General features: G+C 39.2%; 20 protein-coding genes and 1 tRNA gene. 16 read left to right on the top strand and 5 right to left on the bottom strand.

Translation table 11 applies throughout. The features are described from left to right. Nucleotides 1-176: 176 nt before the first annotated feature. On the top strand, nucleotides 177-2,381 hold the full coding sequence (locus tag AC6I5C_RS03790; protein WP_497904015.1) for a heavy metal translocating P-type ATPase: 2,205 nt from the start codon (nucleotides 177-179) through the stop codon (nucleotides 2,379-2,381). An 86-nt stretch (nucleotides 2,382-2,467) separates the two neighbouring features. Here the strand turns inward: AC6I5C_RS03790 and AC6I5C_RS03785 are convergent. Next, nucleotides 2,468-2,549, bottom strand: a tRNA-Leu gene (locus AC6I5C_RS03785). A gap of 148 nt (nucleotides 2,550-2,697) precedes the next feature. On the opposite strand from AC6I5C_RS03785, the gene AC6I5C_RS03780 reads away from it, so the two are divergent. From AC6I5C_RS03780 to pth, 3 genes are all read left to right on the top strand, one after another. Beyond that, entirely contained in the window at nucleotides 2,698-3,639 is a 942-nt protein-coding gene (locus AC6I5C_RS03780) for a ribose-phosphate pyrophosphokinase (protein ID WP_497904014.1), read from the top strand. 12 nt (nucleotides 3,640-3,651) lie between these two features. Beyond that, on the top strand, nucleotides 3,652-4,263 hold the full coding sequence (locus AC6I5C_RS03775) for a 50S ribosomal protein L25/general stress protein Ctc (protein WP_053976313.1): 612 nt from the start codon (nucleotides 3,652-3,654) through the stop codon (nucleotides 4,261-4,263). A gap of 138 nt (nucleotides 4,264-4,401) precedes the next feature. Continuing rightward, on the top strand, nucleotides 4,402-4,968 hold the full coding sequence (gene pth, locus AC6I5C_RS03770) for an aminoacyl-tRNA hydrolase (protein ID WP_497904013.1): 567 nt from the start codon (nucleotides 4,402-4,404) through the stop codon (nucleotides 4,966-4,968). Nucleotides 4,969-5,019: 51 nt separating this feature from the next. Here pth and AC6I5C_RS03765 read toward each other — a convergent pair whose 3' ends face one another. After that, nucleotides 5,020-7,635 (bottom strand): zinc-dependent metalloprotease, encoded by a 2,616-nt coding sequence (locus AC6I5C_RS03765; protein ID WP_497904012.1) that lies wholly within the window; start codon nucleotides 7,633-7,635, stop codon nucleotides 5,020-5,022. Between the two features lie 403 nt (nucleotides 7,636-8,038). On the opposite strand from AC6I5C_RS03765, the gene AC6I5C_RS03760 reads away from it, so the two are divergent. The 12 genes from AC6I5C_RS03760 (at nucleotide 8,039) to AC6I5C_RS03705 (ending at nucleotide 21,025) form a co-directional block, all read left to right on the top strand. Next, nucleotides 8,039-10,003: a T9SS type A sorting domain-containing protein gene (locus AC6I5C_RS03760; protein WP_497904011.1), complete on the top strand. Its 1,965-nt coding sequence runs from the start codon at nucleotides 8,039-8,041 to the stop codon at nucleotides 10,001-10,003. 145 nt (nucleotides 10,004-10,148) lie between these two features. After that, nucleotides 10,149-11,081, top strand: a complete 933-nt coding sequence (locus AC6I5C_RS03755; RefSeq protein ID WP_497904010.1) for a bifunctional riboflavin kinase/FAD synthetase — start codon at nucleotides 10,149-10,151, stop codon at nucleotides 11,079-11,081. Beyond that, entirely contained in the window at nucleotides 11,074-12,387 is a 1,314-nt protein-coding gene (locus AC6I5C_RS03750) for an HTTM domain-containing protein (protein ID WP_497904009.1), read from the top strand. Before AC6I5C_RS03755 ends, AC6I5C_RS03750 begins: the two co-directional genes overlap by 8 nt. Nucleotides 12,388-12,432: 45 nt before the next feature. Next, complete coding sequence (gene serS / locus AC6I5C_RS03745; RefSeq protein ID WP_497904008.1) at nucleotides 12,433-13,701, top strand: serine--tRNA ligase; 1,269 nt, start codon at nucleotides 12,433-12,435, stop codon at nucleotides 13,699-13,701. A 393-nt stretch (nucleotides 13,702-14,094) separates the two neighbouring features. After that, on the top strand, nucleotides 14,095-15,873 hold the full coding sequence (locus AC6I5C_RS03740) for a tetratricopeptide repeat protein (RefSeq protein WP_497904007.1): 1,779 nt from the start codon (nucleotides 14,095-14,097) through the stop codon (nucleotides 15,871-15,873). A gap of 128 nt (nucleotides 15,874-16,001) precedes the next feature. Then, entirely contained in the window at nucleotides 16,002-16,370 is a 369-nt protein-coding gene (locus AC6I5C_RS03735; RefSeq protein ID WP_497904006.1) for a DUF4286 family protein, read from the top strand. Between the two features lie 51 nt (nucleotides 16,371-16,421). After that, a complete protein-coding gene (gene rsmA, locus AC6I5C_RS03730; protein ID WP_497904005.1) occupies nucleotides 16,422-17,204 on the top strand; it encodes a 16S rRNA (adenine(1518)-N(6)/adenine(1519)-N(6))-dimethyltransferase RsmA in 783 nt (260 codons plus the stop codon). Between the two features lie 11 nt (nucleotides 17,205-17,215). Further along, nucleotides 17,216-18,589 (top strand): magnesium transporter, encoded by a 1,374-nt coding sequence (gene mgtE, locus AC6I5C_RS03725; protein WP_497904004.1) that lies wholly within the window; start codon nucleotides 17,216-17,218, stop codon nucleotides 18,587-18,589. A gap of 8 nt (nucleotides 18,590-18,597) precedes the next feature. Continuing rightward, on the top strand, nucleotides 18,598-19,533 hold the full coding sequence (locus tag AC6I5C_RS03720; protein WP_497904003.1) for a 2-hydroxyacid dehydrogenase: 936 nt from the start codon (nucleotides 18,598-18,600) through the stop codon (nucleotides 19,531-19,533). Between the two features lie 77 nt (nucleotides 19,534-19,610). Further along, on the top strand, nucleotides 19,611-20,069 hold the full coding sequence (locus AC6I5C_RS03715; protein ID WP_497904002.1) for a DUF1801 domain-containing protein: 459 nt from the start codon (nucleotides 19,611-19,613) through the stop codon (nucleotides 20,067-20,069). A 17-nt stretch (nucleotides 20,070-20,086) separates the two neighbouring features. After that, nucleotides 20,087-20,473, top strand: coding sequence for a VOC family protein (locus AC6I5C_RS03710; protein ID WP_076662476.1), 387 nt, complete (start codon nucleotides 20,087-20,089; stop codon nucleotides 20,471-20,473). 99 nt (nucleotides 20,474-20,572) lie between these two features. Continuing rightward, a complete protein-coding gene (locus tag AC6I5C_RS03705) occupies nucleotides 20,573-21,025 on the top strand; it encodes a TM2 domain-containing protein (protein ID WP_497904001.1) in 453 nt (150 codons plus the stop codon). A 25-nt stretch (nucleotides 21,026-21,050) separates the two neighbouring features. On the opposite strand, the gene AC6I5C_RS03700 is transcribed toward AC6I5C_RS03705, so the two are convergent. Genes AC6I5C_RS03700 through AC6I5C_RS03690 form a run of 3 tightly spaced genes read right to left on the bottom strand, consistent with a single transcriptional unit; the run spans nucleotide 21,051 to nucleotide 24,646 of the window. Further along, on the bottom strand, nucleotides 21,051-22,892 hold the full coding sequence (locus tag AC6I5C_RS03700) for a GNAT family N-acyltransferase (protein WP_497904000.1): 1,842 nt from the start codon (nucleotides 22,890-22,892) through the stop codon (nucleotides 21,051-21,053). 22 nt (nucleotides 22,893-22,914) lie between these two features. Then, on the bottom strand, nucleotides 22,915-24,165 hold the full coding sequence (locus AC6I5C_RS03695) for an aspartate kinase (RefSeq protein ID WP_497903999.1): 1,251 nt from the start codon (nucleotides 24,163-24,165) through the stop codon (nucleotides 22,915-22,917). Between the two features lies 1 nt (nucleotide 24,166). Further along, nucleotides 24,167-24,646 carry a GNAT family N-acetyltransferase gene (locus AC6I5C_RS03690; protein WP_497903998.1) on the bottom strand — a complete coding sequence of 160 codons (480 nt, stop codon included), beginning with the start codon at nucleotides 24,644-24,646 and terminating at the stop codon, nucleotides 24,167-24,169. Nucleotides 24,647-24,648: the final 2 nt, after the last annotated feature.

Here is a 24,648-nt window from a genome sequence, read left to right as displayed (position 1 = left end):
TTTACCATAATTAAGATTAATTTATCAAAAAGAAAAATTCACCAAAAGCACTTCTCACAACAATATATAATCGCTCTAAACCAAAATTAAAGTAAATTTATCCTATAACTATCAGTTATAAAACGGCTCTCCGCCTTTGCAAAAAAAAACGACCCAATAGCATTGATATTTTAATTATGCCAAAGCTACATATTGAAATAAAAGAAATTAGACATGCTAGGAAGGCTCGTAGAATTGAGCAAATTTTAAGGAAGAAAATTGACGTCAATTTTGTGTCTGTTTCAGCTTCGGGAATTGTCCAATTAGAATGGGACAACAAAAATAGTCAGACCAATCAATCCTCCATCATCCAATCCATAGAGAAATTAGGGTTTAAAATCGGGCAGATTCATAGTGACTTCATAAAAAATGAATCGACTGAGCATCACGAAATTTCATCAAAACTGCTATTTTTTGGTGAAAACACCGAATTATATTTTGCTATAATCAGCGGTGTACTCTGGCTATTTGGGTTGGTCATTTCCCTGTTTTTTAACACTGCCCAAAGTATACCCACCTCCCTTTTTGTTATCAGTTGTTTTTGGGGTGGATTTTTCACCTTCATCACCGCAGGAAGAGATTTGTTGAAAGGACATTTTGAAATAGATTTTCTCATGCTATTTGCTGCAATAGGCGCAGCGGCCTTAGGCAAATGGGGCGAAGGAGCGCTACTCCTATTTTTGTTCAGTTTGGGTCATGCCTTGGAACACTATGCCATGAAGAAAGCTAGAAAATCTATCCAAGCCCTCTCCGATTTAACACCTCCCGTAGCTTTGGTCAAAAGAGATAATAATGTGGCAGAAGTAAGGATCGAGCAATTAATGATAGGAGATTTTATCGTGGTCAAGCCCAACACCAAAATTGCAGCGGACGGTGTAATAATAAAAGGAACAAGTGCCGTCAACCAAGCGCCAATTACAGGGGAAAGCCTTCCTATTGACAAACGTCCCAGCCTACAATGGAAAAATGAAAATGACATAAATAAGTTAGCCCCTGAAAATCGCGTGTTTGCTGGTACAATCAATGGCAGTGGCGTCTTGGAAGTGAAAGTTTTAAAGCAAGCAAAAGACAGTACCCTATCCAGATTGATCACTTTAGTAAAAGAGGCCGAAACTCAAAAATCCCCAACACAGCATTTAACAGACAAGTTTGAAAAGTATTATGTACCCATAGTTTTAATAGTGGTGGTTTTACTATTGCTTGCATTTTTAATCATTGACGAAACCTTCCAGCAAAGCTTTTACAGGGCCATGTCAGTATTAATTGCCGCTTCGCCATGCGCGCTAGCCATCTCCACACCAAGTGCAGTTTTGGCAGGAATAGCAAGAGCCGCCCGACAAGGCGTTTTGATAAAAGGCGGGAGACCATTAGAAGACTTAGGCGCACTGAGTGCCATTGCTTTTGATAAAACAGGAACATTAACGGAAGGCAAACCTAAACTGACCAATGCCATTCCTTACGGAAAAACGACCAAGGAATACCTATTGAAGGCAGCCATTGCCGTAGAGGCATTGAGCGACCATCCATTGGCAGCAGCTATTGTGGAAGATGGAAAGAAAGAATTGGGAGCAACAGACATTTCCGAAGCTGAAAATCTACAAGCCTTGGTAGCAAGAGGCATTAAAGCCTTTTGGCTAGGTTCCGTTATTCATATAGGAAATAGGCGGCTCTTAACAGAAATTACAGGTAAAAAAATTCCATCTGAAATTGACCGAAACATGTCAAAGCTCGAGTCCGAGGGGCATACCGCCATGATTGTTCATCAAGACAAAAACTATTTAGGGATCATATCAGTGATGGACGTGGCCCGCCCAGAAGCCATAGAGACCCTTTCAGCCTTAAAGGAACTTGGCATTAAAAGAATGATAATGTTAACAGGAGACAATCAAAAGGTCGCGGATGCCATTGCCAAAAACATAGGTATTACGGATCCTTTAGGCAGCCTGCTCCCCGAAGATAAAGTAAAGGCCATTGAAAAATTAAAAGAGGAAGAAAAAGGCGGTGTCGCTATGGTGGGAGACGGAGTTAACGACGCCCCTGCCATGGCAAAAAGCACGGTAGGAATCGCAATGGGAGCAGCTGGTTCAGACGTGGCTTTGGAAACTGCAGACATCGCTTTAATGGCAGATAAATTGAACAACCTCCCTTTTGCCATTGGACTTAGTCGAAAAGCGAAGAAAATTATAAAGCAAAACCTGATTATAAGCCTAGGAATGGTTGCGATTCTTGTACCATTAACAATACTGGGCATGGTGGACCTTGGTCCTGCCGTTATAGGTCATGAAGGTTCAACATTAGTGGTCGTTCTAAATGCCTTACGGTTGTTGAAGTATGAAATTTAAATCGGTTTAAACAAAAAAAGGAAGACAGCGTATAACAAAGACTAAAAACACAAAACCCGATCAATCTAAGATTAACCGGGTCTTTGTACCTTGGGTGGGAATCGAACCCACACTTCCGAAGAAACTGGATTTTGAATCCAGCGCGTCTACCAATTCCGCCACCAAGGCTTGAAATCGGATTGCAAAATTATAAATTATTTTCATTCTCACAAGAAAAATTTGCAACTTTTATTCTTTTAGACTTAAAATAAATTCCTAAATTTGCACCTCATTTAACAAACCGAATTTTAATTCGTTACAAAACAAACATTTACCAATGCCTAATGTAGCTACAGAAGCCAAAATTTTTACCTGCACACAAAGCAGGGAGCTCGCTGAAAAAATTGCAGAGAACTTTGGTGTTAAATTGGGGAACGTGATTACCTCAACTTATAGCGACGGAGAGTTCCAGCCTTCATATGAAGAGTCTATTAGAGGAACTCGCATTTTCATTATTGGATCCACTCACCCGGGACCTCAAAACCTAATGGAAATGTTATTGATGATTGATGCTGCCAAGCGTGCTTCTGCAAGACACATTACAGCGGTATTGCCTTATTTTGGATGGGCTAGACAGGACCGTAAGGACAAACCTAGAGTGCCGATTGCTGCAAAATTGGTGGCAAAAATGTTGGAAGCTGCAGGGGCAACCCGTATCATCACTATGGATTTGCACGCAGATCAAATACAAGGGTTCTTCGAAAAACCGGTAGACCACTTATTTGCATCCACAATCTTTTTACCTTATTTGGAAAGCTTAAACTTAGATAACTTAACTATTGCATCTCCTGACATGGGAGGATCTAAAAGAGCTTACGCCTATTCCAAAGCTTTGAGTAGTGATGTGGTAATTTGTTACAAGCAGCGTGCCAAAGCCAACCTGATTTCACACATGGAACTCATTGGTGACGTAACTGGTAAAAATGTGGTTTTGGTAGATGATATGGTGGATACTGCAGGAACTTTGACCAAAGCAGCCGATTTGATGATAGAGAGAGGCGCATTGAGCGTTCGTGCTATCTGTACACACCCTATCCTATCTGGTAGCGCTTACGAGCGTTTGGAAAATTCCAAATTGGAAGAGTTGATCGTTACAGACTCCATTCCTTTAAAACAAGAAAACAAAAAGATTCGCGTATTGACTTGCGCCGAACTATTTGCCGATGTAATGCACAACGTGCACTACAACAAATCAATTAGTAATAAATTTTTAATTTAATATAAACAACAAATGAAATCAATTACAATCAATGGATCTCAAAGAGAAAGCGTGGGCAAAAAGGCAACGAAAGCCCTACGTAATGCTGGACAGGTTCCTTGCGTATTATACGGAGGAGACAAGCCAGTTCATTTCTCAGCACCTGAATTAGCATTCTCTAAACTGGTTTATACGCCTGATGCGCATACCGTTGTGATTGCTTTGGAAAATGGCGACACTTTCAACGCCGTAATGCAGGACATCCAATTTCACCCTGTAACCGATAAAATCCTTCACATCGATTTCTATCAGTTATTCGAGGACAAAGAAATCACTATGGATATTCCTGTACACATTATCGGTACTTCTAGAGGGGTATTGAATGGTGGTGTATTACGTAAAAACAAGCGTAAACTTAGAGTTAAGGCTCTTCCTGCTAACTTGCCAGATTTCGTAGAGGCAGACATTACTCCTTTGAGAATTGGAAGCAAGCTTTACATTACAGCTTTAGAAAACGAAGCTTACAAATTCTTACACCCAGACAACACTGTAGTATGTCAAGTAAGACGTTCTAGAGCAGCAATGAATGTATCTGACGATGATGAAGATCTAGACGAAGACGATGCAGCAGAAGCACAAGAATAGATTTTAAATCTTATATTCAAAAAGCATCTCCATTTGTGGGATGCTTTTTTATTTTTACACAAACAAACAGGTATGTGTAAGAAGTTTTTTAATTTCTTTAAAAGAACCCCATCGGTTAAAGACAAAGACATTCACCCCATGAAAAAATTTCTTATTGTAGGCTTAGGAAACATAGGAGACAAATATGCCGAAACAAGGCACAATATCGGGTTTAAGGTATTGGATTTTTTGGCTAAAAAGGAAGCCCTAACATTCGAAACCCAAAAATTGGGAGATATCGCTATTTACAAATTCAAAGGAAGACAATTTATTTTGCTAAAGCCGAATACCTATATGAACCTAAGCGGAAAAGCAGTTCAGTATTGGCTTGCCAAGGAAAACATTCCATTGGAAAACCTATTGGTAATCACCGATGATTTGAATCTTCCTTTTGGCTCTATTCGCCTAAAAACCAAAGGAAGCGATGGCGGCCACAATGGACTAAAGGACATTCAAGACAAATTGCAAACTACCAATTACAACCGCTTTAGGTTTGGTATTAGCGATGCTTTCGCAAAAGGAAGACAAGTAGACTATGTTTTGGGAGAATGGACTCCAGAAGAAACCGAAAAGCTTCCGGAACGCTTAGAAAAATCCACAGAATTGATCACCTCTTTTGGATTGGCAGGCGTCAACAACACCATGAACACATTCAACGGGAAATAAAAAAGGAGCGACATTTGTCGCTCCTTTTTCACATAAATAACTTCTCTTAAATTATTCTACGATAATCTTTTTGGTAGCGCTGCGTTCGCCATCATTTACCGTTACCAAATACATTCCAGATTGCACATTATTTAATCCAATAGTCTGGCTAAAATCTGATGAATTGGCAAATGATTTTTTGTAGATCAAACGTCCTCTTACATCATAAACATCCACCTTGATATCATTACCCGATAGAGAATTCAACTTAATAGTAAACTCTCCTTTATTAGGGTTGGGGAAAATACTAAATTCATTAGATGAAAATTCGCCAACTCCCAAAGAACTATCTGTCAAGGTACATAATTCAATATACCAAGAGTTTAAAATTCCTTGGTCTGATGAATAATAATCAGTTATGGCCAATTGCCATTCTCCTTCCGCATTCAAACCTAAAAAAGTACTTAAAGGTGTTTCTGGCATAAATATCCCGCTTACAGGATTACTACAAGAAATAACACTTCCCTCATCATCAAAAACGACATCTAGGTCATCTTCTCCATTATTGCAATTTCTATCATAAAGCGTTACTACAGTCTCCCCATCTGGATGTCTCAATTCCAAAAACAAGTCCCCAGACCAATTATGCGAAATATCTGTGTACACTTTAATTGTTTGAATGACCTGCGAATCTTCAATATTAATAGAACTTAACAAAATATCACCGGGGCTGTTTGCTCCAACACCATCCGGAATTCCTAAATTCAGATCTCCAGACTCATACTGTGCACAGGTATACCCCAAAGCAAACACTTGAGAATTTACAGCATAAAAAATATTATCTACCGCTTGCACCATTACCCGACAAAAAAACGAAGGCAGAACATCAGGAATAACGATATCCTCTTGCCCATCATTAAGAGTATTTTCTGCCAAAACGATATCAAAACTTTCCCCACCGTTAGTTGACAACAAAATATTGACATGGGAAGTGTTAATATTGTTTGCTGTAGTCCCCGCAACATCCCAAGTCACAGTTTCCGTTTCACCACTATTCCAAACAATACCTTCTTCATTTTGAGAAGTCACCACAAATGGACCTGCAGCAGCATTAACAGTTACGGTCATAAGATCTGCATCTGTTTGCCCAACACCATTCCCAACTCCACTCCCATTGTCACGAACCAAGAAAGCAAAATTCAAATCTCTAGACACAGAAGGAGTTACCTCCCATGTTGGTGTTAAATTACCATTTAAAACATCCTCTAGTTTTGGAAGGTAGCGCTGAGGAGAATCTGAAGGAAGCAATGATCTATAAACAGGTCCGGTAAGCCAATTGCTTTGAGGGAAACCAGATTTACCAGATGCAGCCGGATCATTCTGCGACCAATTATAAGTTAAAGTTTCTATTCCATCAGCATCTGTAGCCGAACCTGTCAGAACAAAAGCAGTATTAGCTGGAATGGTATAATCCTCACCAGCATCGGCTATTGGCGCTTGATTTACCAAGACAGTTTCCTCCGCACAATTACTACCCACACCTGTTTTTACATTATCGGTAATCTGTAAAACACTTATATAATTAAAATGGGCATCACTATTACTTTGTACATTAGGGGAACAAATTCCAGCATATCCCATAATAGAACTTCCACTACCAGGCTCTACTTCACTTTCTCCATTACCACTAACACAATTGACACTAGATTGAGTATGATAGCCTCCAAATTGATGCCCCATTTCATGAGCTACATAATCTATATAAAAAGCATCACCGACAGGATTAGAACTACCAGTGTACCCCCTTCCTTTGTGCCAGCTATATTGGGAGGTAGAAGCACAAACACAACCTATACACCCCGCATTTCCACCTCCAGAAGTATTAAAATTATGGCCTATATCATAATTTCCCACACCTATAACATCATCTAGAGTTTGAGCTGTCTTAATGTTATATTCTCCTTGCCACGGATCAAACGCTCCATTCAAGTAAATAACCTCATCGTTATTTGCCACAAACTCCATTGTAATTGCTAAATCACGCTCATAAATTTCATTTACACGATTCATAGTAATCACCATTTGCGCCTGAACATTAGCTTTTTGCTCTGCTATTGTTCCTGTTCCTGCAAAAAGAGCGCCATACTCTCCAGTACACGACAATGCCAACTTGAAGGTTCTCAGTGTTTCATCATCGGCAGCTTTTTGTGTTGAGATATCACCTTCCAAAGAATCCAAATTTGCACCCTCCTCCTGAAGACACGAGAAATCTTGTGTATTGGTACCCAATGCAACCTTCTCATAAACCATATAGACACTATAATCGACCGTGTAAGGATCAATATACAAAGTGCTCTGATTTCCTGAAAGAATCATTGCATGCAATCCAAATTGTGTAATACTGAAACGCATTGAGGCTGTCGGATCTTCAATCCCAAAAGCCTTATAGGTTTTAATCATCGGGTATTTTTCAGCCAAAACCGGATCCATAATTGGAGACTCCAAAACTCGGAACGATTGTAACTCACCATTAGCAGTTGGAAATTCGATAACGGTATTGGATTTTCCAGAAATAAGACCTCGTAAGGGAGCATTTTCAAGCACTCCCCTCAATTTTTCAACATCTAAAGTAAACACCTTAAATGTATTGGGCTGAGAAGCCCTTTGTATTTTTTTAGACGTTTCCAAACTCCTTAAATCTGCCCTAGCCCAATATGTATTTCTAGACTGAGAAAAAATTATTGAGCTACTTAGTGCAAATAACAAAAGCCAAAAAACTTTAGTGCAATTTATGTTCATTTTCAATCAATTATTAGGAATCCGTACGAATATATTATTAAATATTATAAGCAAGAAATTTTGTACCCTTAGGATACTGAACTTTAACACTCTCATTTTCATAATTCCAGCAAACAACTCTTTTTATTTTTTTTGCTACCCCAATTCATTAACGTCACAAAATTTCACAATTAACGAAGACTTCACAAAAGGCCACCAAGCAATCACAAGACATTCCTACTGAGATTTAACATTTTTATCGTCAATATTTTATATTTTCGCCCTCCTAACACAAAATTACACAATTACAAAAATGAAAAAAACTACTTTTAACTTACTTCTTTTGGCCTGCATAGGACTTTCCCTTTCCCTTAAGGCACAAACGAATAGCCCTACACAACTCCGTATGTGTCTTACAGATGAACATAACCAAGAATTATTGAACAAGCACCCAAATATGATGGGTAGCGAAGCTTATGAAAATCGTCTGGCTCCAAAAATTCAAACGCTAAAAACTAAAATTAAAAATTCAAATGGGCAACGCAGTCTTCAATACACTATACCTGTTGTAGTACACGTTATCCATAATGGAGAACCAATCGGGACCGGTGCCAATATTTCTGACGAACAAGTACTTTCACAAATCCAAGTTTTAAATGAGGATTACCGAAGAATGGTAGGCACCAATGGATTTAACACCCACCCAGATGGAGCAGATGTAGAAATAGAGTTCTGCCTCGCCTCAAGAACTCCTGATGGTTGTATTACCACAGGAATAGATCGCATAGACATGTCAAACATTAGTACCGAATGGGCATTTCCAGACGTCATTGATGCAACTCTAAAACCAGCCACAGTATGGGATCCTTCTCAATACATGAACATGTGGTCTGTAAACTTTGGAAGCAATGGCCTATTGGGGTATGCACAATTTCCTGGTGGGCCTGCAAATACAGATGGCGTTGTATCAGACTATCGTTTCTTCGGGAGTAATGATGCCGAGGGTGTAACTATTCCTGGTGTATACAATTTAGGTAGAACCATGACCCATGAAGTTGGACACTATTTAGGTCTCTATCACACCTTCCAAAGTAGTGGCACAGGTAATGGTTGCACTGGAAATGGGGATTACTGTGATGATACACCCGCCGTTGCTTCCGAAAATTACGGATGTCCTTCCAATGTAGATTCTTGCTCCTTCCCTAGTGGCATGCCTGACATGATAGAAAATTATATGGATTACACCAATGATGCCTGCATGAATGTCTTTACCAATGATCAAAAAGCAAGGATTTTGGCTACATTGGAAAATGAGGCAAACAGACCTAATTCAACCTCTTCAGATGCCTGTACAGCCTTAGCAGCTGTAAATGACGACGCATCAATCGAGATAAGAGCCATGGAAACTGATGCTTGTACAGGAACCGTTTCTGCTAACGTTAGAATCACAAACTATGGAGAAAGCACATTGACGTCTACTGAAATCAACTGCGATATCGATGGATCAGACTCTGTAGTTTATTCATGGACCGGATCATTGGCGTACGGTGAATTTGAAGATATAACCCTCCCAACATTAATAAATTCCACGGGAGGAGATCACATTTATAATGCCGAGGTAGCAACTGCCAACAACAACTTAGATCAACGCGACTGTAACAATTTAATATCATACCAGTTCACAAGCGCAGAATCCTATGCCTCAACTACGCAAGTTCATTTAACCTTAGTAACTGACGACTATGCTACTGATACAGATTGGGAATTCAGAGACAGCGAAGGAACAATTCTATATTCTGAAAGCTATTCAAATTTTGATTCGAACACGACGTTCAATTACTCCTTTGACGTTAATGCAGATGAATGCTATACATTTTTAATAACAGACTCTTGGGGAGATGGATTAACAATAGGAGCCGGATCTTACACCTTAACCACAGATGATGATACAGTAATCTATACTGGCAGTGATTTCGGCAATTCCGAAGAAACAAAAATTTCGACATTTACACTCAGTACAGAAGACTATTTTAGCACAACTGCTATTTCTTTATACCCAAATCCTGTTAGCTCGCAACTGAATATATCTTTGGGAAGCTCTAATAACCTTCCCGATTCGTATGAAATATTTAATATTCTTGGACAGTCTATGCTACAAAAATCAATAGCAAATAGTTCTGACTTGTCCATTAATACTTCTGCGTTTAGCAATGGAATGTATTTTATAAAACTTACTAAAGAATCAAGTAGTACAACATTGCGATTTATCAGGAAATAACCGCTTATATTAATCTTCTTTGGTAATTATATTTGATTAAAAGGCTAAAAGAAGTATATATCACTAAAAAGGGAGGATAGATTTTTTCAATCCTCCTTTTTTATTTTCATGGCTTTAATACCTATTTTTACACAAAAAAGCAGGCTTGAAACTTCACAATTCTTCAACAACATATATAGACAAACCCTCCGTAATTACCATAGGCACTTTTGACGGCGTACATATTGGCCATCAAAAAATTATTGAGCGCCTCATTGCAACGGCCAAAGGCAAAGGACTGGAATCTGTAATCCTCACTTTTTTCCCTCACCCCAGAATGGTACTTCAAAAAGATGCCAACATCAAGCTTTTGAACACCATTACTGAACGCCAAGAAATCTTAGAGCAAACTGGATTGGACCATTTAATCGTAAAAAGGTTTACAAAGGATTTCGCCAATTTATCAGCCCATGATTATGTAAAAAAAATACTTGTTGATGAATTGCATGCCAAACACATTATAATTGGTTACGACCATCGGTTTGGAAAAAACAGGAGTGCCAACATTGAAGACCTTAAGGTATTTGGAGAACAGTTTGGGTTTGAAGTCGAGGAAATTTCGGCAGAAGACATTGAAAATGTTGCGGTAAGTTCCACAAAAATAAGAACAGCCCTCAACAATGGAGATATCGCCACGGCTAATGCTTATTTGGGCTATCCTTACTTTTTGACGGGAGCCATCACACAAGGCAAAGGGCTAGGCAAGCAAATTGGCTTTCCAACAGCTAACATTCATATTGAAGAAGACTATAAACTCATTCCCAAAAATGGGGTTTATGTTGTTAGGTCACAATGGAACGACCAAACAGTTTACGGCATGATGAACATCGGTACCAATCCCACTGTTGATGGCAAAACACAATCCATAGAAGTTCATCTATTTGGAACCAATGAAGATCTTTACGGAAAAACCATTCGGGTTGAATTATTGCACCGCCTTCGAGATGAACAAAAATTTGCATCCGTAGCCTTATTGCAAGAACAGTTGAAATTGGATCAAGAAAATTCCTTGAAATTCATTGCCAATATCGATGAATAAAATCCTCTTCAAACATATAGACAACAGTGCCCTTGTTGTATTTAGGGCCATTTTTGGGTTGTTATTAATTTTTGAAAGCATAGGAGCCATCTTTACAGGCTGGATCAAGCGCACCTTGATAGAACCCAAATTCACTTTTTCGTTTATAGGTTTTGAATGGTTGCAGCCCTTACCAGGAAACGGCATGTATGTTTATTATGCCATTATGGGACTTTTGGGATTGTTTATCATGTTGGGATATAAGTACAGATGGAGCATGCTTGCCTTCACCATCATGTGGTCGGGAACGTATTTCATGCAGAAGTCATCTTACAATAATCATTATTATTTATTGATGCTTCTAAGCGCCATTATGGTAATTCAACCCGCCAACAGATATTTTTCTTTGGACGCTAAATTACATCCCGAAATCAAAAGCAATTCCATGCCGCAATGGTGTAAATACATTTTTGTACTGCAACTGTTTATCGTTTACACCTATGCATCTATTGCTAAAATGTACCCCGATTGGTTAAACGCATCTGCCATAGGATTGATTTTAAAATCTAAACAACACTATTTTTTAGTTGGTGAACTTTTACAAGAAAAATGGGTACACTACTGCTTGAGTTACGGAGGCATTTTGTTTGATGGATTGGTAATTCCATTAATGCTGTGGAAACGGACTAGAAAATATGCTTTTATTGCTTCCATTTTCTTCCACCTGTTCAATTCATTTGTCTTTCAAGTTGGGATTTTCCCTTATTTATCCTTAGCCTTCAACCTATTTTTCTTTGAACCAAAAACCATTCAAAAGCTATTCTTAAAAAAGAAACAATTTTATAGCGAAGGAGAGATTTTCATTCCGAAGTATCATAAAATTATGATCGGGGTCTTTTCTGTATACTTTCTATTCCAAATTGCGCTTCCGTTACGCCATCATTTTATTCAGGATGATGTACTTTGGACAGAAGAAGGCCATCGTCTCTCTTGGCGTATGATGCTGAGAGCCAAAAATGGCATGGCCACCTACAAAGTAATTGACAAGGCAACAGGCAAAGAATTACCTATACGACTGAGCGATTATCTTACCAGAAAGCAAATAAGGGGAGCCATGGTAAAACCCGACGTCATCTGGCAGTTTTCCCAACATTTAAAAAAGGATTTTGCAGAGAAGGGATTTGACGTAGAAGTCTATGTTACCTGCCATATAAGCGTCAATGGTAAACCGAGACAAGAGCTTATAGATTCCAACGTAGATTTGGCCAGTGTGCCTTGGGAACCTTACAAACACAGTTCTTGGATTTTGCCTTCAAAACAAGATTGATTTTATAGCTAATTCCTTAAATTTGTTCCTTAAATTTTAAAGCACATGCTACAAGTACCTTTTATTAGAGAGCACAAAGCCGATATCATTACTCGTTTGTCAAAACGAAATATCGATGCCACCGAAATGATAGAAACCGTCCTTAAATTAGACGAGGACAGGAGAGGTTTCCAAACACAATTGGACAACATTTTAGCTGAGTCCAATAGTATTTCCAAGGAAATTGGAATGTTGTTCAAATCGGGGAAAGTAGCCGAAGCCAATGCCTTAAAGGAAAAAACAGGCCAACTGAAAGAAGATTCAAAGACCCTTTCAGATCAGCTTAATGAAACTACAGAAGCTTTAAATCAGCTTTTGTATAAAATACCGAATGTTCCTAACGCAATTGTTCCTGCAGGGAATACCGATGAGGACAACGAAGAAGTATACCGTGAAGGAGATGTTCCTGAACTACCGGAAGGCGCATTGCCTCACTGGGAATTGGCTAAAAAATATGACATTATAGATTTTGAACTAGGCAATAAAATTACGGGTGCTGGATTTCCTGTATACAAAGGAAAAGGTGCAAGGTTACAACGTGCCTTGATTGCCTATTTCCTGGATAAAAACACCCAAGCAGGTTACACCGAATACCAATTGCCTCATTTGGTAAATGAAGCTTCAGGATTTGGTACCGGCCAATTGCCAGACAAAGAAGGGCAAATGTATCATGTTACCGAAGACAATTTGTACTTAATCCCTACTGCCGAGGTACCTGCAACAAACATCTTTAGAGATGAAATGTTGAATGAAAGTGATTTACCAATCGCCTTAACAGGATATACGCCTTGTTTCAGAAGAGAAGCAGGAAGTTATGGCGCACACGTTAGAGGTCTTAACCGTTTGCATCAATTTGACAAAGTTGAAATTCTGCGTGTGGAACATCCAGAAAGATCTTACAAGGCTTTGGATGAAATGGTAGAACACGTTAAAGGTATTCTTCAAGAACTAAAATTGCCCTACCGTATTTTAAGACTATGTGGTGGTGATTTAGGATTCACCTCAGCCCTTACTTATGATTTTGAGGTGTTCTCAACGGCGCAAGATCGTTGGTTGGAAATTTCATCCGTTTCAAACTTTGAAACTTTCCAAGCCAATCGCCTTAAATTAAGATTTAAAAACGCGGAAGGCAAAAAGCAGTTATGCCATACACTTAACGGTAGTTCCTTGGCCCTACCAAGAGTACTCGCAGGGATACTGGAAAACTACCAAACCGAAGATGGTATCAACATCCCAGAAGCGCTTATTCCTTATACAGGTTTCGACAAAATATAATTTAGCAGGAAAATACTTAAAAAAATCGACGAAAGGCAAAAAAAACATGTCATTCGTCGATTTTTTGTAGTTTTATTTTGATTTTTTGTAAATAAGTATGAAGTTAGTACAGCGATTAAATTAACCTACTTATGAAAAATCTTAAGCGCATCATTATACTTGTGTCACTTATTGTGTTAGTGAGTAAAATTTTCTTTTAAAAAGAATTACAACAAGCCCACATATAGCATTAAAAATTGCCACAGCAGAATAATTGAATCATTTTAAAAAATAATGATTAATAGCACATTTATTTTGGCTGGTAATGCCCGAACCTAGGTTCGGGCATTTTTTTTATCAAAACATTCACAGCAAGTAGCAGCCGCATTCCTTATATTTACATAAATTAGCCTTATGAAAAAGATAGTTTTACTTGTTATTGCGCTATGGAATACTTTGGTTTTTTCCCAAAGCGAACAACTTGCAGACAACTATTTTAAACAAGGTGATTTTGAAAAAGCCCTGATCATCTACCAGCAATTGGACGAAGAAAAACCAGGCTCTACCAAATACCTCTACAAAATCGTAGAAACCTATCAGCAGCTGGAACAGTACGACAAAGCTGGCCAAATGCTCTCTGAACGTATCAGTAGAGGTTCTTTCCCTACCCTGCTAATTGAAATGGGCTACAATTACCAACTGCAGGACAGCATGGCCTTGGCGAATAATTATTACGATCAAGCCATTCAAAAAATAGAAGAGCGTCCCATTTATGTTAGCAGTATAGCCCGCCAGTTTGAAGAACATTCCCTTTTGGACAAAGCCATCATTGTATACAAACGCGGTATAGAGCTCAACCCAGACCAGAACTACAACATCCAATTGGCCAGAATTTATGGTGAGCAAGGAGATGTCGAGCAAATGTTTTCCAATTACATCGACTACATAGAAGATAAACCAGAATTCCTCAACAACGCCAAAAGAGCTTTCAGCGATTTTGTTTCGGAAAACAAAGAGAACGAAAACAATGTTTACCTTAAAAAATTACTGCTAAAGAAAATCCAATCGCAACCGGACGTCTATTGGTATGAACTCTTGAGTTGGCTCTATGTTCAGGAAAAGGATTACTCAAAATCCTTCACCCAAGAAAAGGCTCTTTACAAGAGAAATCCTGAAAGTTTGGACCGCATCATGGAACTGGCCATGGTAGCCACCTCCGAAAAGGACTATGAAACAGCCACTGAAATTTTAGAATTTATCCTTCAAAATTCACAGGACATTTCCAGTATTTTGAAAGCTCATCAATTGTTACTAGACATCAAAACAGCCAATGCTTCCCCAAAGGAATACAATAGCATAGATGCCCAATACCAAGCCGTTTTTAAAGAATATGGCACTTTTGAACAAACAGTCCCCCTTCAGATTGCCTATGGTAACTTTTTGGCCTTTTACAAACATGAGCCTGAAGCGGCGAGTAAATTCTTAAAACAATCTTTACAATTGGAGCTTTCCGATTTTCAGGAAGCCACTGTTAAATTGAAATTGGCCGACATTTTGGTCTACCAAGAAAAATTCAATGAAGCTTTGATATTCTACTCACAAATTCAAGCCAATCTTAAAAACAGTACCATTTCACAGGAAGCCCGTTTTAAAGTTGCAAAGACCAGCTATTACAAAGGAGATTTTGAATGGGCCGAATCCCAACTGAAAATTCTAAAGGCCTCCACGTCCCAACTTATCGCCAATGATGCTTTGGACTTGAAGCTACTGATTTCGGACAACAAATATGAAGACTCACTTCATGTGGCTTTAAAACTGTACGCAAAAGCCGATTTAATGGCCTTTCAAAACAAAAACGAAGAAGCCATCAACCTCTTGGATAAAATACTGACAGAACACAAAGGTGAAAGCATAGAAGACCAAGCGTTGTTTAAACAAGCCCAATTGTTTGAAAAGAAAAAGCAATATGAAAAGGCAGCCAATAACTATCAATTAATCATTGCCAATTACCGCGATGACATACTGGCCGATGATGCCTATTATTATTTGGCAGAACTCTATAGCAACCATTTAGCGCAACCCGAAAAAGCTAAAGAACTTTATGAAAAAATCATTTTCAATCACGAAGACAGTATTTACTTTGTCGATGCCAGAAAAAAGTTTAGGATGCTACGTGGTGATGCCATCAATTAACCACGTTTTTTCAGCCGCAACATTCTCACCTACAACACTACTTTTTGTAATTGAACAATTCGCGGATCCTTGATTAGAATTACAAAAAATAGGCTTATCTTATGAAAAAAGAATAAAACCTTTTGAAGATGGCGGGGAACTCCTGTTATTTGCAAAAAATTACCGAAATCATGATTATTTACAACGTCACCACGCATATTGAAGATACCATCAAAGAAGAATGGTTGCAATGGATGAAAACGGAGCACATCCCTCAAGTATTGGCCACAGGTAAGTTTAAGGAAGCAAAACTTACCAGGGTTTTGATAGAAGAAGAAAAAGGCGGGTTGACCTTTTCCGTTCAATATAGAGCCCTTTCTAAAGAAGCCTTGAACGAATATTACGAAGTATTTGCCACGCAATTGAGAAATGAAGGGCTTAAAAAATTTGCAGACAAGATGCTGTCCTTTAGAACCGAATTGGAAATCATCGATGAATACACGGTAGATTTCAACTAATTTACAGCTCACTCAGTTCTTACATAAATTCTTATTAAAACCATTTCGATTATGGCACATCAACATCAGGTAAAAGCAAAAAAACATCTAGGACAACACTTTTTAACCGACGAGTCCATAGCCGAAAGAATTGCAGATTCCCTCTCCTTGGAAGGCTACAAACACGTGTTGGAAATTGGCCCTGGTATGGGAGTTCTCACCAAATACCTTCTCAAAAAGAACATCACTACACATGTTATTGAAATTGACACCGAATCTGTAGAGTATCTTAAAAGTCACTACCTGAATCTAGCAGATCGCGTTATTGAAAAGGACTTTTTAAAATACGACCTTACCGAAGTTTTCGGAGAGCAACCCTTCGCTATTATTGGTAATTACCCCTACAATATTTCATCCCAAATAGTCTTTAAGGCTTTGGATATGCGAGACCAGATTCCTGAGTTTTCGGGAATGTTCCAAAAGGAAGTCGCCCAACGTATTTGTTCCAAAGAAGGCAGTAAAGTCTACGGCATCCTTTCGGTATTATCCCAAGCTTTTTATGATGCCGAATACCTATTCACCGTGCCACCAACAGTCTTCAACCCACCACCAAAAGTAGATTCTGGAGTACTGCTTTTAAAACGCAAAGAAAACTATACACTTCCAGTAGACGAAGCCCTTTTCTTTAACGTAGTAAAAACCGCGTTTCAACAACGTAGAAAAACCATGCGCAACAGTTTAAAAACACTCATTTCTTCAGAAAATTTAAAAGCAAATGTTATATTTGACAAGCGCCCCGAACAAATCAACGTTCAAGAGTTTATCGAACTCACATCCCTAATTGAAAACCAATAACATATACCACGTTGCCTGAAGAAAGAGAGCACATACAATTTGAACTGACAGATGGACTGATCGAGCAGGTTGAGCAACTCATTGAAGAACAAAACAACAAAGAGCTGCGCAAACTCCTCCATGACTTCCATTATGCCGATATTGCCGAGATTCTGGATGAATTAGATCTGGAAGACGCCATCTATATCATCAAATTGCTCGATTCTGAAACCACCTCGGACATCCTGATGGAGTTGGATGAGGACAACCGGGAGAAAGTCCTAAAAAACCTTTCTGCTAAGGAAATTGCAGAAGAAATTGAAGAACTCGACACCGACGATGCTGCCGATATCCTTTCAGAACTTTCCGAAGAACGTCAATTGGAGGTTATTTCCAATATTGAGGATGAAGACCACAAGGCAGAAATCACAGAGCTTTTGGCCTACGATGAAGACACCGCCGGTGGATTGATGGCCAAAGAGCTTGTAAAAGTCTATGCTACTTGGACCGTTGCAGGATGTTTACGTCGTATCCGTGGTCAGGCAGAAAATGTTACCAGAGTGCATTCCATTTACGTGGTTGACAAACAGGAAAAACTCATCGGGCGTCTTTCCCTTAAAGATTTAATTACAGCCAAAAGCGATCAAAAAATAGCCGATATCTACATTAAAAATGTGGATTTTGTACATGTGGATGAAGATGTGGAAGAAGTAGCCAAAGTAATGCAGAAGTATGACTTGGAAGCTATTCCTGTTGTGGACGAAAACCAGATATTGCTCGGTCGCATTACCATTGACGACATTGTAGACGTTATCCGTGAAGAAGCTGATAAAGACTACCAGTTGGCAGCCGGTATCTCGCAAGACGTTGAAGCCGATGATACCATCTTTGAATTGACCAAAGCGCGCTTGCCTTGGTTATTAATTGGAATGTTTGGCGGATTGGGTGCTGCCACCATTATTACAGGGTTCCAAACAGCCATGGAAAAATATACCATCCTGTTATCCTTTGTCCCGCTTATACAGGCCACCGCAGGCAACGTAGGAGTACAATCTTCGGCCATTGTAGTGCAAGGATTGGCAAATGACACGATAAAAGGAAAAATAGTGAGACGCCTTTTTAAGGAATTTCTTTTAGGATTGGTAAATGGTATTGGCATTGCCTTGATTGTGCTCCCCATAAGTCATTTCTTTTTTGGGACTCCTTATTTGGTTTCGCTTACAATTTGTATCGCCTTGATTACGGTAATTGTAATTGCCGCCCTTGTAGGCACTTTTATCCCAATATTTTTAGATAAACGCGGCGTAGATCCAGCGGTAGCCACTGGACCATTTATTACCACCAGTAACGATATTTTTGGAATCTTAATTTACTTCCTAATCGCCAAAATGATTTTAGGTTTTTAATACCCATTATGAACATCCTTCACCTCGATACCAATCACCCTTTGTTAATTGAGCAACTCAATGATTTGGGGTTCACCAATCATGAAGATTACTCCTCTTCAAAAACCGAGATTGAATCCAAAATCAAGGACTATGAAGGTATCGTTATTAGAAGTAGATTTACCATTGACCAGCAGTTTTTGGATGCTGCAACAAACCTAAAGTTCATTGGTCGTGTTGGTGCTGGATTGGAAAATATAGATTGTGATTATGCCGAGCAAAAAGGCATTTCATTGATTGCTGCACCTGAAGGTAACCGAAATGCTGTAGGTGAACAGGCCTTAGGCATGCTCCTTTCGCTATTCAATAACCTCAATAAAGCCGATGCTGAAGTGCGCCAAGGCAAATGGCTTCGCGAAGCCAATAGAGGCTTGGAACTCGACGGAAAAACCGTGGGCATTATTGGTTATGGAAACATGGGAAAAGCCTTCGCAAAAAAACTGAAAGGTTTTGAAGTAGATGTCTTGTGCTACGACATACAAGATGGTGTAGGCGACAACAATGCAGAACAAGTTCCTTTTGAAGTGTTCTGCAAACAAGTGGATGTGGTGAGCCTTCACACGCCGCAAACACCTCTCACTCTAGGCATGATTGACAAAGCATTCATTAAAAAATTCAAAAAGCCATTTTGGTTTATCAACACAGCCCGTGGCAAGAGTGTAGTAACCGAAGATTTGGTAGATGCCCTAAAAACAGGGAATATATTGGGTGCAGGTTTAGATGTTTTGGAATATGAAAAGGCCTCCTTTGAAAATCTGTTTTTAGAGGAAATGCCAGAAGCTTTCAAATACTTGATACAGGCCCAGAACGTATTGCTTACGCCTCACATTGCCGGTTGGACAGTAGAAAGTAAAGAGAAGTTGGCACAAACCATAGTGGACAAAATCAAAGCTGAATTTTACTAAACCACATTTCAGTTCCCTAGCAGAATTACTACTTTTTATACTATCTTTAGTTGCATATAACACGACAGAATTCCAATATGCAATATAAAGCCACCTCTCCAGAGGATTATATCAGTCAGGTTCCTGAAGAACGTCAAAACGTTTTAAAAACACTCAGACAGACTATCAAAGACAACCTTCCAAAGGGATTCGAGGAAGGCATCCAATATGGCATGATAGGCTATTATGTACCGCATAGCCTCTATCCAAACGGTTATCATTGCACTCCGGAAGAGCCCTTGCCGTTTATGAGTTTCGCTTCACAGAAAAATTCCATCAATCTCTACCATAGCGGTATTTATGCCGTACCGGAAATCCATGAATGGTTTGTAAAGGAATATCCCAACTACAGTAAGTACAAATTAGACATGGGTAAAAGCTGTATTCGCTTTAAGAGAATTGATGACATCCCAATGAAGCTTATTGCTGAATTATGCCGTAAAATGACGCCTGACGCATGGATTTCGGTATATGAAAATGCCTTAAAGAAAAAATAATCACACAATCACATCAAATGAAAAAAAGAGTAACAGGTATTGGCGGTTTGTTTTTTAAAAGCAACGATCCAAACGCTACCAAAGAATGGTACAACAAGCATTTAGGATTTAATACAGACGATTACGGCTGTACCTTTTGGTGGAAAGACAAAGAAGGCAACGATTGCTCCACCCAATGGAGTCCCTTTCCAAAAGACACCAAGTATTACGAACCTTCTCAAAAAGACTTTATGTTCAACTATCGGGTTGAGGATTTGGAAGCTTTGCTGAAAGCTTTAAAGGAAGAAGGGGTTACCATTGTTGGAGATATGGAAACCTATGATTACGGAAAATTTGCTTGGATTTTGGATAATGAAGGCAACAAAATTGAACTTTGGGAACCTATCGATCAAGCATTCCAATAACAAAACCTCATTCTCTTTGGAACTCAAATCACACATAATCAACAAAAAGGATGGTATTTTTTAGTACTTTTAATATTCTAACCATTAATACACAAAGCTATGTCTGATGAAAAAAGCCTAGGAGACGACCTTAACGAAATGTTGGGCGACGCCAAAAAAACAGCAAAAAAAGCTGCAGGAAAAGCCGAAGAATTTGGTAAAGAAGCCAAGGACAGTGCTAAAGAATTTGGCAAGGAAGCCGAAGAAGCTAGTAGGGAATTTAGAGAAAGTGCCAAAGAAGCCTTCGAAAAAACTACGGGGACTAATAAAAAAGTACTCGCTGGCGTAACGGCCATTTTATTGGGCGGCTTTGGTATTCATAAATTTGTTTTGGGATACAACAAAGAAGGGCTCATCCTATTGATAGCAACCATCATACTATCCGTGCTTAGTTTTGGGTTCTTGGGCTTTTTGGTCTGGGTATTTACCGTTATAGAAGGTATCATTTACCTTACGAAAACCGACGGGGAATTCTATAAAACATACCAATTAGGAAAAAAACCTTGGTTTTAATTGCCTAGCCAAGTTCACAATGCTGTTACCCCGCACTCTCCACGTCATTTTGTTCGGAGAGTTTTTGCTCTAACTCAGCTTGAAATTCTTCCATAACCGGACGCACAGTACTTTCGGGTAAGTCGGCAATTTTAATGTACATCAAGCCATCCACAGCATTATTGAACAGCGGATCCACATTAAACGCCACCAACTTGGCATTTTGCTTGATATATTTTTTCAGCAATACTGGCAAGCGCAAAGCTCCTGGCTCCACTTCGTCGATAATCTTGTCAAACTTGTTCAGATCGGCTTCGGTTTCGTCAAATACAAAATCCTTATCGGCATCCTTCAACTTTACCTTAAACTCCTTTTTGGGGCGTACATATTGCGCCACATAAGGATCGTAATAATGCGATTTCATAAACTCGATCATTAAAGACTTCGAGAAATTTGAAAACTGGTTACTAATGCTTACCCCTCCTATTAAATATTTGTGTTCAGGATATCTCAAAGTGGTATGCACAATCCCCTTCCAAAGAAGAAACAAAGGCATCGGTTTTTGCTGGTATTCCTTAATGATGAAGGCACGCCCCATTTCAATGGACTGGCTCATCATTTTATAAAGTTCCGGCTCAAAACGGAACAAATCCTGCAGATAGAACCCATCAATTCCATATTTTTCAAATATAGCAGCTCCCAATCCCATACGATAGGCTCCAGCAATCAACTGGCGCTCATTATCCCAAAGGAACATATGGTGGTAATAGGTATCAAAAGTATCCAAATCGATAGCCTCGTTGGTTCCCTCTCCTACTTCCCTAAAGGTTATTTCACGCAGCCTTCCTACTTCCCTTAAAATATTAGGGATGGCATTGGCCGGTGCCAAAAACACTTCATAATTCTTGCTTTGCAACAACCTCATATCATTTTCTCGCAAGGCATCCACTTCCGTCACCATCACATCTGTGGCAATAGGCGTCACAATACGCTTTGGTGGTTTGGTTGCTTTAAGCGTTGTAGAAATATTGCTGAGGAACTTCCCTTTTTCATCAAACGAATTGGAAAGGATATAGGTTTTACGGCGTACAAATTCTGAATAACTTTCCAGGGTTGAATGTTCCCTTTGTTCACTAACAGGAATTGGACGACCAATACGCACCTTGATCACACGACGTTTCTGCGTCAGCAATTCCGATGGTAATTTTGCGGTCCTAAACGTATCGTTGATTTTGGACAATTCGTAAAACAACTTGCTATTTTTGGCATGGAAATAAATAGGAACCACGGGCACTTCTGCCTTCTTTACCAATTTCATGGCGGCCGCTTCCCATGGCTTATCTACTACCAATTTGCCATCTCTATACGTAGACACCTCCCCTGCAGGGAAAATCCCTAGCGGATGGTTTTCTTTTAAATGTTTAATGGCTGTTTTAAACCCTGCCAAACTTGATTTTACGTCCTTCCGATCCTCAAAAGGATTCACTGGTAAAATATACTTTTTAAGAGGTTCGATCCTATGTAAAAGGAAATTGGCAATGATCTTAAAATCCTGGCGCTGCTCCAACATCAACTTCAACAGCAAAATACCATCAATGCCCCCCAGCGGATGATTGGACACTGTGATATAGGCCCCATCCTTTGGCAAACGCTTTAAATCTTCCTCTGGAATTTCAAATTTAATCTGAAATTCCTCCAAGATTTTATCCAAAAATTCAAGATCGGAAAAATGCTTATTACGATTATAAATCTTGTTTAATTTAGATATTTTCAGCAACTTCATCAATACCCATCCCGAGAAAGTCCCTACAAACCCGTACTTATCCATTTGTATGGCTTTGGCTACTTCCTTAGCACTTACCAAACCAGCATTTTGTTGTTTACTCATAATAGCAAATGTACTAAATTGTTCAATTGGTTACCATCTGCACCGTATCCTGCGTTAACTGTTTCAAGAGCAAAGTTTTACCGTCTTCCAAAGCCTCAATCGCCGTATTATTGTAATGCCGTATGGTATACAAAGAGACGTTTTTGTAACAAGTGACCTTGAAATTTGCTTTCAAGTCCTGTAATAACTTATCCAAATTATCGTACAAATTATCTACACACACGGAAAAACTAATGGCCGAGTTTTGGATAACGTCCACCTTCATTTTGTAAGTATGTAATAAGTTGAAAATTGCACTGATATTATCTTCCACGATATACGAAAAATCCAAAGAAGACAGGGAAATCAACACTTGATTTTTCTTTACGATAAAACAAGGCACCTTTGGCTCAATATCCATTCCCTTGCATACCGTAGTTCCTTTACTTTTGGGCTCCAAGAAAGATTTTACATGTAAAGGAATTTCCTTTTTCTGCAAAGGCTGAAGCGTCTTTGGATGAATCACCGAGGCCCCATAAAAAGCCAATTCTATAGCTTCGGTGTAAGAAATTCGATTCAACAATTGGGCATGGTCAAAATACCGTGGATCGGCATTTAAAACCCCAGCAACATCTTTCCAAATGGTCACACTTTCGGCATTTAGGCAATAAGCAAAAATAGCGGCTGTATAATCACTCCCTTCACGCCCCAAAGTGGTCGTAAAATTATTGGCATCGCTCCCTAAAAATCCTTGAGTGATATTCAAAACATCTGGTTTCACCTGTGCCGTGATATTCGCCCACGTCTCTTCCCAATTAACATTGGCTTTCCGATAGTAATTATCGGTTTTGATACAGTTTCGAACATCCAACCAATTATTATTAATTCCTACATGATTAAGATATTCACTAACAATGGTAGTGGACACCAACTCGCCGTACCCAATAGATTGATCGTACACATAATTATAGTCTGGCGATTTATTCCTATCGAAAAATCCGGAGAGTTCATTAAAAAGTGCCGTTACTTTTTGAAAAACAGGATGCTGTTCCTGCTCAAACAGTTCCAATAAAATTTCGTTGTGATATTTCTTGACGTCCTGAAGTGAACTTTGCAGCTCATTAGGTTTGTGAAAGTAGTTGTGAATCACCGTTTCCAGAGCGTTTGTGGTTTTACCCATGGCAGACACCACAATCAGGGCATCCTTCATTCCAACATGTTTCAAAACCGACACAAGGTTTTTAACGCCTTTGGCATCCTTTACCGATGCACCTCCAAATTTAAATACCTGCATCTTACAATCTTGAAATGTAGTTAGCTATTCCTTGTTCATCCAAATGCACTACGTCCCAATCCCGTTTTACATCGGCGCCTTTACTTTCATAAAAATCGATGGCAGGCGTGTTCCAATCCAATACTTCCCAGCAAATTCGTTTTACTCCCAAGGCATTGCCATACTTGATCACCTCATCCAGAAGTTTAGTCCCCAAACCATGACCCCGCATGCTTTGCCTTACAATAAGATCTTCCAAATGCAATACGACACCTTTCCAAGTGGAGAATCTCGTATATACCAAAGCAATCCCCTCTACCACATCATCAACCTCGGCTACAAAACAATAAAAATTGGGGTTTTCTCCAAATCCCTTTTGCTCCAATTCTTCAACGGTTACTTCCACGGCATCAGGTTCTTTCTCAAAAATTGCCAGTTCATGAATGAGCTCCAGCACTTTGGGCATATCGGATTTAAGTGCCTCCCTTATTGTACAATTCATAA

The sequence above is a fragment of the Mangrovimonas sp. sgz306409 genome (assembly GCF_059735265.1).
Note: the sequence above shows the minus strand (reverse complement) of the source record. Positions and strands in the feature narration are given on the sequence as shown.